The following is an 8,286-nucleotide window of genomic DNA, read 5'->3' as shown; positions in this document are numbered from 1 at the left end:
AGATAGCGTGCTCATAAATATGGTGAACACATGTTGAACATTTGACGGTGCCTACATGGATATTAACGCTGTAACTGACATGCTGTGTAAAAACGTGGCTATCATGGAGCCAGGTGATGGTCTGCAGGCAAAATTGCTTACAGCGCTGAAAGAAGGTCGCCGCCTCGTAATCAAATTGGGATTTGACCCTACTGCGCCTGACCTACATCTGGGCATGCTGTTGTGCTTCGTAAACTCCGGCAGTTTCAGGATGCAGGACATCGCATTGTAATCATTATTGGTGATTTTACTGCGTCCATCGGAGACCCTACTGGACGGAATAAACTGCGCCCTCCACTTGGAGAGGACGATATCGTCAGAAACAGTCAGACTTATATCGATCAGTTGGGTAAAATACTGGATATCACGCGGATCGAAGTTCGCCGAAATTCGGAATGGTTTAATGCGATGCAGTTTGCAGACATTATTAAACTCGTTTCCCGCGTGACTTTAGCGCAGATGATGCAACGTGACGATTTTAAACAAAGATTCCAGTCATCTTCTCCGGTGCATCTGCATGAACTCCTCTATCCTGTTTTACAGGGATATGATTCTGTCATGATCAACTCTGATATCGAACTTGGTGGAACCGATCAGCTGTTTAATAATCTGGTCGGTCGGTCCCTGCAGGAAACCTTCGGTATGCCAGGCCAGGCAGTCATTACATTACCCCTTCTGCCGGGTCTCGATGGGCAGGATAAAATGAGCAAATCAAAAAATAACTATATTGCGCTCATGGACAGCCCCGAAGACATGTTTGGCAAGGTGATGTCACTGCCTGACACGCTGGTGCCAGATTATTTTCATCTTGCAACAAACCTCCCGGATGAGTCTGTTAGTCGCCTGCTGGCCAAGCGCGGCAGCGGTCTCCACCCCATGACGCTGAAAATAACTCTGGCACACACGCTGGTCAGTGAATATTACGACGTGGAGGCGGCAGAACGTGCTAAAGCCCATTTCCAGCGCGTCTTCCAGCAGCATTGTCCAGCAGAGGAGGACCATGAGCCCCTTTACATCAGCGATACGTCGAACATCAGCTTGCTTGATCTCTGCAGCCGGGCCATCCTCGATGTCAGTCGTTCTGAGCTCAGGCGTCTCATCCGTTCTGGAGCGGTTCGGATTAACCAGGAAAAGCAAACTGATGAACAGCTCACTCTTGTTCCGGCCAAAGGCACGCTTTTGTGGGTGGGTAAACGTCACCGGTACATTATCTGCTAGGCTGGGTCAGACACCGTAGGGCGGCTTGGTGATTTTCACCAGCTTCCCTTTTCGTATTCCCTCAAGATAGGGGCATGCAGACCCCAGTTCCGTTTCCCAGAAGTTTCTGTCCTCGAGAAGTCCAAGTATCAAAGGCAGGTGTCCATCCTGTGAGTAAATACTCCCTCCCGGTACCAATCTGGGATAGATAGCAGCCAGACACTGTCGCGTTGAGAGCAGAAGGTCCACATCCAGATACGCAGCGGCAACGGGTGATGGGCAGGTTTTCATCGTGTCTTCAAACCACCCCGGAACAAAGGTGCAGGCGCCGATATCTCCGTAAGTGGCCACGTTGCGTCTGACTTCCTCAAGAGACCCGCTGAAATCGCCTTCCTGAAAAATAACCTCACGCCCTTCAATGCTCATGCCGTGCTTTTCATTATGTGCAGGCAGTCCTAGAAAGGAATCAAACACCACAAGCTGCCTTCCCGCGAGTCCAGCAGCGATACTGAACTTCGCCGTGCTGGATCCTTTATAACACCCGGCTTCAATGATGCACCCCTCCAGGGTATCGGGAAGGGATAAAATCTCGGTGGCAAAGGCGATGATATCCTGCGTACTGTGCGGACTGATCAGCGCTTTGGTTATCAGATAATGCTGTTCAATAAAGGCTTGCTTCTCCTCTAAGGAGCAGCGCACGGATGGATCCTTCAGGAAACGTTCGACCAGGTTTGCGTGGGGATCAAACCCTTCACGCAACATGGCCTGGATTTCCTCAGGAAAGTAGGCCTGGTAGGGTAATGATGGCTCGTTATTCATGCAGAGTCCTTCATGTCATATTCCGAAAAAAGTCCCTGAGCTTCAACATAGGCCGACAGTTTCTGAGCACGCGTTCGCACCTCTGGTAGAGTTGCGGTACTGGCGAGCTCCCGAATTCTATTACGCTGCAGGGCGCACCAGGATAAGGCTTCTTCCCGCCGGGATGGATAGACGTAGTGGTTGACCCGCTCAATGAGCTCAGGGCGGAGGATAAACTCACAGTTTACCAGCGCATACAGTTCATTAAGCTGATCCTTGGTTACGGCATCAGATACCGTAGGCAGGCCATAAGGTGCTGAGGTACCAAAAAGATCGGGACGGGGACGGATGTTCAGCTTCGTGCCACCGTCACCCAGTTCCTGAAGCAGTGGGATGCGCCTAAGGGCCCTTTTATATTCGGTTGTGCCAATGTCAGGCGTAAGGATGGCGGTGGCCAGGAAGAAAATGGGCAACTGTAGCACGCGGTCTAAATCTTCCAGAATACTGGCCACAGTATCGTGTGGTGCACCAATTATGTAGCCGCAGACAACGCCAATGCCGGCCGCATCAAGAACGTTGACGGCATTGATGTTCATTTCCACCGTGGTGGCTTTGTTGTAATAGTCCAGGCTTCGCTGATCCATTGACTCCAGGCCCAGAAAGACTTTTCGGCACCCGGCACGGTACATCCTGGCAGCAAGTCCGGCATTCATGACTTCAGAACGTGCATTGCAAGTCCACACCATGTCATAGCCGGCGAGCATCTCGAGCAACTCATCCAGTTGCTCGTGTTGCAGGAGATCGTCATCATGAAACTGAATAGAGTCGTTGCCAAAACCAATCAGGTGCCTGATGTCTCCCTCAATCAGATCCACCGGCCGCGAAACAAGCTTACCATGGATCAGATAGGTAGAGCAGAAGGTACAGCGGGCCCGGCAACTCTGAGTGCAAATGTAAATCTGCTGCGAAATGCCCACGGCTTTCCACCAACGCTCACGTGATTCCCCGGCCAGACTGGTATCATCCTGTATGAGCTCATACGCAAAGGCAGGGGAAGGTATATCAGCAATGGATTTGTCAAAAACGGTGTCGCCCATGGTGGTTTTGCCGTCAGCTTTGAAACAGATCCCGCGCGCCTCTTCCCCTACGCCAAATCCTGGTTCCAGAAAATGACTTAGTATATGCCTGAGCGCGCCACCCCCTTCTCCGCGTACAACGAGGTGCGCAAAATCAATTTCAGGTGCAACCGTCGGATGTGCCCCCCCCACCATGATGCAGTGCTCACTCGCATCCATCAGGCCAATCATCGCGCGCGTTCTTTCGAACGCCAGGGAATAAAGGCTGACCAGTACAAACCGCGCAGCGGCCGGTTTGAGCCAGTCGGAAATGGCCGCTGCGAGTGCGGCGTCATCCGCATAATTGTCTTCATCGAAATATTTAATATCAGGTTCAAAAGGAATTCGCCCCCGTTCAAAATCCACCTGTGCGGACCGGGCAAGATTTAGCAAACCCAGCGATGCATACCGGGCCGCAAATTTATCCTGCCGCTTGTCGGCCGCCCCCATCTGAGTGGTTCTGAAACCGTGGTGCACAAGGGCAAGCCGAGGCGCTCCCCCGTTTACCGAGAAGCGTCCATTTTTGAGTAGCGAGATATCCAGCATGTTGGCCTCCTAGGCGCACAGCGGGCTGCGGTCGTTTTTGTCCCAGCGGTCAAATTTAGGATGTGGCTGACCAGCTAATTGCGAACGGGCATTAAACCACTCACTGACCCACTGGTGGTGATCCTGCATCACCGCCCCAGGCATCGCCCTGCTTCGCGCCAGGAACCCTGGAAACCATTCTCTTCCTGTGGGCTCTCCCGCCGGACAATAGCGCAGGTCAAAGCTCCAGCGTCCGCCGTTACTGACATTCGCGAGGGAGGCGTGCATGGTCAAAGGATGCAGGAAGATGACATCACCTGGGCTTACAGGCAGTGCCAGGAACGCTTCCCCGACGAGCGTATCGGGAATCCCCTGCAAATGAGGCTTATCACAGTGATGCACCAGCCCCTGCTTGTGGCTACCGGGCACAACAATCAGACAACCATTTTCAACGGTGGCTTCATTCACCGCGAGCCATACGCCGAGCATGTTTGTGTTATCTGCATCCGGGGTAACCACGGCCAGGTCTTGGTGCCAGAACGTTTTTCCGGTCAGCGTCAGCGTATGGCTCTGCGTCTCATCAGAAATGTTCTTCTGCGGCGGTTTAATACGCATATGCTGGACGGGGACTGAGTAAATTTCAGGGCCGATGATTTTTTCAATGGCATCCAGCAGTTCTGCATTTCGCAGCAGATTGAAAATGCTAACATCGAGATAGAGGGGAGAATCGTGAGTAATTTTGTCTTCAACGGGCAACGTAATATCAAGATGCTGGAAACAGTTGCCATCGGTTTGCTGCATGAGCGATAGCATCTTGTTCTCCGGTGTCTCATTCGCATCGTAATCGGTAATCACGGCAGCTTCCAGCCACTGTTTCGCCAGTTCGTCACAATGCCGACTGTAGCCAGCCATTACGGGGCCCATGACCGCCGCAGGGGAAAACACGTTTCGCAGTACTGCAAATCCCTGCATTTCATAATCTGTCGCCAGACTGTCCCACGTTGAATGCACCATATCTGTTCCACCTGTACGTCATTTATTTTGTCTTCATCTCGCTGCGCGAGGCATCCTGAAGCTCATAGAGGGATTTAGGAAAGTCTTTCGGGGTATAAATTTCTGGCTCTGGCCCCCCGAATCTGGCGGTCCGTTTTTTTTCGCCGCAGAGGTGGTGCGTTAAGCGTTCCATCCCGACCAGTTGGCTACCGGTGTAGAGCGGAAAGGCATCCGCTGCTCGGTATTCAAAAATTAAGGTGCTTCTGGGGGAGTCAGAGATATTGGTCGAAGAGCGGTGAGGTGTAAAAGGGTGCAGAAAAATAGCGCTGCCCGCACCGGCTGGCAGACTTATGACAGGACCATGCTGGGCCTCATCGATCGTTTCGGTGATCATGCCTGCAAAGCTGCCATCCGGCAACGCGTGATTGAACGTCCTGTGATGCTGACCACTCAGGACCTGCAGGCATCCATTTTCCTCACATGCGTCATCAAGATATATCAGAACGCCTACCAAACTATCGTTGGAGTGCGGGAAGTAGGTATAGTCCTGATGCCATTCCACCACGGCCCCGACTTTTCTGGGTTTCATGTTAAGTTTGCTGTGCTGAAGTGCGATGTCCGGGCCAAGTAAACTGCGGACGTAATCCAGGATTTTGTCTGAGGTGGCTAAGTTTCGGAAGGCTTCATGCTGCTCAAAAGGGTTGAAGATACGGCGCGGAATGCGCCTGCCATCAACTGGCTCCTTTTCAAATTCCAGTAAACTGTCATATTGCCCGGTGCGTTCCGCAGATTGCACAAGTTCTTCGATCACAGCTTTGATTTGTACAATTTCTTGCGAATCAAACAGGGAATCGACCAGCATATAGCCGTTCTGCCTGTATTCACGGGTGTGTAAGAGTGTCTGAGGGAGTGCCATACTTAACATTGTTGTTCTCCTGACCCGGATTAAACGGTGAGCCGGTCAGGGCGACCAGCTCACAACCTGTTTTATCAGGAAATCGTACTGCCGAGGGTCAGCGTGACGCAGCGAATAAATTCAGTGGTAACGCCTTTGCGACCTTCAAGATCAACCACAGTGGTAGTGCCGTATTTCGGGCAAAGCTCATAGAGCAGTTCAGGCGACACCTTCGCACCCAGCGAAGCCAGTACCGCGGATGCCGTTTCAGGTTTGAAGTTCATGCGCGCAGCATGCTCAGGCAGCGCATCACGAATACGCTGGAAGGTCTCCTGGTTATCATTCAGCAGCTGCTGCAGGTTTGTATCACTGACATGAGACAGGGCGTTGTCGAAATCCGTTACGCCTCTTAGTGCCAATAAGCTGACGTCTGAAGCATGGTAAGTGGCAATTGCGGCCGGTCCGGTGAGGGACTGGGTTTTAGCATAGGCGAGTGAGCGAATTTCCTGGTGGATTTTCTCAGCCACATCCGGTGTAAATCCCAGCGCCAATGCCATTTTTTCTAAATCGCCTGGGGGTAAGGCAAACATGACCCCTTCCCATGAATCAGTGAGTTCCATCGCTTTCGCACGAATGGCATCTGCATTTTCTGCAATTCGGCTGAGTTCATTCTGGCTAACGATGGCTGCGTTAATGACGTTTGATGAGGTTGATGACTGACTGGTAACGTTATGCATATTTCTTCTCCTAAACGACATGTCCAAAAAGGGATTTCGGTAATGGATAATGAGACAGATTACGTTTACAGATGTTATGCAACTTAACAGCGTTTTCCGGCCACAGACATAACGGCAGACTGTCCTGGGCAAAGACCGTGTAATGGTCTTATGAGGTCAGATAAAGAAATCAAGTTTCCGGAAACCAGTTCTAAGTAACTTTGTTAATGCGCGAGTGTCAATATGTATTTAAAAACAGTAATTTTTGTTAATAGTATGTTTTTTATATGATGGGAAACTTATCTTTGCTGATCAGAAAGATATAACAGCCCCTGCAGAAATAAGAGGTATTGGCAAAAAATGCTTTCTATGTAACTCATTGTTTTTTATAAATTATGAATATTTTTCCTCTTTAAGGAAATTCACAAAGGTTAAGCTTTCTGCTTGTAATTGCTTCATACTCAAGCTAAAAAACATGAGTTAATCTTCATGATCAGCGCCAGTTGTTGGAAAGATACAGGCCGATCGGTTTACAGCTTTTCAATGTGAGAATCTGCTATGAACAGTCAAGATGAACCTGAATATGGATCCACCTCTGGTTCTGCTCTTAAACACCGGGCAGGCATTAACTTTTTCAGCGTGATTCTTTCTCTGTATCAGAGTACCGGACTTATTTATGGCTTTTGTGATGGACAGCCTTATACAAAAAAAACTATAAGCGGGGAAAGCAGTGATGGCAGTAAGCGAGATTAGCAAAAAAGATAGGATAGCCGTTTTCTTTATTCTCAACTCTTTTTTATTAACCGTGGCCCGGGGGTGCGTACTCCCATATATAGTAGTTTATATCGCTGCTGTTTTTGAGAGGGATATCACCATATCGGGGATAGTGCTGACTGTCAGTTCTGTCGCTGGAATTATCATCAGTTTATATTCAGGCAAACTGGCTTCTCTGAAAAATGGCTATTCCGTTTTACTTTCCCTCAACCTGGGTTTTTTGTTTTCATTAATATTGATTTCTAAAACTGATAAAATGCTTTCTTTCGCAATGTTTCTTATCTGTTTAAATTTATTTTATTCGTGTTATGAGATCTTACTCAAGGTTTTTTTTGCCAATCAGACTAACGAAACTTATAAAAGACGTTATTTTTCATCTAACTATCTGGCGGTGAATGTGGGCTGGGCCATCGGGCCTCTGCTGGGTGCTCTGGTGCAACAAACGGCCATGCAGGCGATCTTTTATTTAGCTGCCCTGATTTCCATTATTCCTGTGATAATTCTTATTGTGAGTGCCCGCACATTATCCGGTCTGACATTTCGTCCTGCTGAGCGTCATAATGACGCCGGTATACACTCAACAGGTCAGAATAATAACCTTCCTTTAATTTGGTTAACTATGGCCTCGTTTCTGGGCGCGTTTGTATATGGCAATCCGATCGCATACCTGTCGCAATTTATGATTAAAATGTATTCACAGGAGACTGTTTCTCATATCATTGCGCTGATGATGTTTGTTAACGCTGCAACTGTCATGATCTTTCAGCACTTTACGGTAAGGCTGCTCAGCAAAAAAAATCTTCACCTTTTTATAGCCACCGGTACGGCTTGTTTTATTCTGGGCCTGACGTTGTTTTTTTATGCCGGCGACCGCATTGTTATCTGGTGCATAGGAATGTTCTTTTTCGCTTTTGGTGAGGTAATCTACGTCCCTGCGCTGTTTATAATGACTGATTATCTGGCACCACCATCATCCAGAGGCAACTATTTTTCCGTACAAAACCTGGGCGCCACTGGCGCGGCACTAAGTCCGCTTGTAATGGGATTTATGTTCAGTGCACTCTCAGGCATGTCTCCCTTCATCATGCTTGCTGTTGGCGTTCTTCTGAGCTGCTTTATCATTACGCGGGTCAGCCTCGCACGTTCAGACGTATTGTGATAATAAGTGAGGACACGGCTATTCTGCCTATTAGACAATTATGACCACAAGTAACTTCCGCTTTTCGCTCATAGC

General features: G+C 49.2%; 8 protein-coding genes. 3 read left to right on the top strand and 5 right to left on the bottom strand.

Annotated elements, in window-relative coordinates; all coding sequences use genetic code 11:
- Nucleotides 1–55: 55 nt before the first annotated feature.
- Together J2125_RS25100 and tyrS are read left to right on the top strand one after the other, a co-directional pair.
- Nucleotides 56–271, top strand: a complete 216-nt coding sequence (locus J2125_RS25100) for a hypothetical protein (RefSeq protein WP_244987373.1) — start codon at nt 56–58, stop codon at nt 269–271.
- On the top strand, nt 223–1,257 hold the full coding sequence (tyrS, locus tag J2125_RS24855) for a tyrosine--tRNA ligase (protein WP_338116595.1): 1,035 nt from the start codon (nt 223–225) through the stop codon (nt 1,255–1,257). The genes J2125_RS25100 and tyrS overlap by 49 nt, the downstream gene beginning before the upstream one ends.
- 6 nt (nt 1,258–1,263) lie before the next feature.
- Here the strand turns inward: tyrS and J2125_RS24850 are convergent, their stop codons facing one another.
- The 5 genes from J2125_RS24850 to J2125_RS24830 all read right to left on the bottom strand — a co-directional run bounded on the left by J2125_RS24850 (nt 1,264) and on the right by J2125_RS24830 (nt 6,299).
- Nucleotides 1,264–2,055, bottom strand: a complete 792-nt coding sequence (locus tag J2125_RS24850) for a TylF/MycF/NovP-related O-methyltransferase (protein WP_209499593.1) — start codon at nt 2,053–2,055, stop codon at nt 1,264–1,266.
- Nucleotides 2,052–3,695, bottom strand: a complete 1,644-nt coding sequence (locus tag J2125_RS24845) for a B12-binding domain-containing radical SAM protein (RefSeq protein ID WP_209499592.1) — start codon at nt 3,693–3,695, stop codon at nt 2,052–2,054. The genes J2125_RS24850 and J2125_RS24845 overlap by 4 nt, the downstream gene beginning before the upstream one ends.
- A 9-nt stretch (nt 3,696–3,704) precedes the next feature.
- A complete protein-coding gene (locus tag J2125_RS24840; RefSeq protein ID WP_209499591.1) occupies nt 3,705–4,688 on the bottom strand; it encodes a phytanoyl-CoA dioxygenase family protein in 984 nt (327 codons plus the stop codon).
- A 22-nt stretch (nt 4,689–4,710) separates the two neighbouring features.
- Nucleotides 4,711–5,592 carry a phytanoyl-CoA dioxygenase family protein gene (locus J2125_RS24835; RefSeq protein ID WP_209499590.1) on the bottom strand — a complete coding sequence of 294 codons (882 nt, stop codon included), beginning with the start codon at nt 5,590–5,592 and terminating at the stop codon, nt 4,711–4,713.
- A gap of 65 nt (nt 5,593–5,657) precedes the next feature.
- A complete protein-coding gene (locus J2125_RS24830) occupies nt 5,658–6,299 on the bottom strand; it encodes a hypothetical protein (protein WP_209499589.1) in 642 nt (213 codons plus the stop codon).
- 712 nt (nt 6,300–7,011) lie between these two features.
- Here J2125_RS24830 and J2125_RS24825 point away from each other — a divergent pair.
- A complete protein-coding gene (locus tag J2125_RS24825) occupies nt 7,012–8,211 on the top strand; it encodes an MFS transporter (RefSeq protein WP_209499588.1) in 1,200 nt (399 codons plus the stop codon).
- Nucleotides 8,212–8,286: the final 75 nt, after the last annotated feature.

Origin of the sequence: Winslowiella toletana, from assembly GCF_017875465.1 — a bacterium.
In the GTDB taxonomy this organism is placed as follows: domain Bacteria; phylum Pseudomonadota; class Gammaproteobacteria; order Enterobacterales; family Enterobacteriaceae; genus Erwinia; species Erwinia toletana.
The sequence above is the reverse complement of the archived record's forward strand: the minus strand, read 5'-3'. Positions and strand labels throughout refer to the sequence as shown.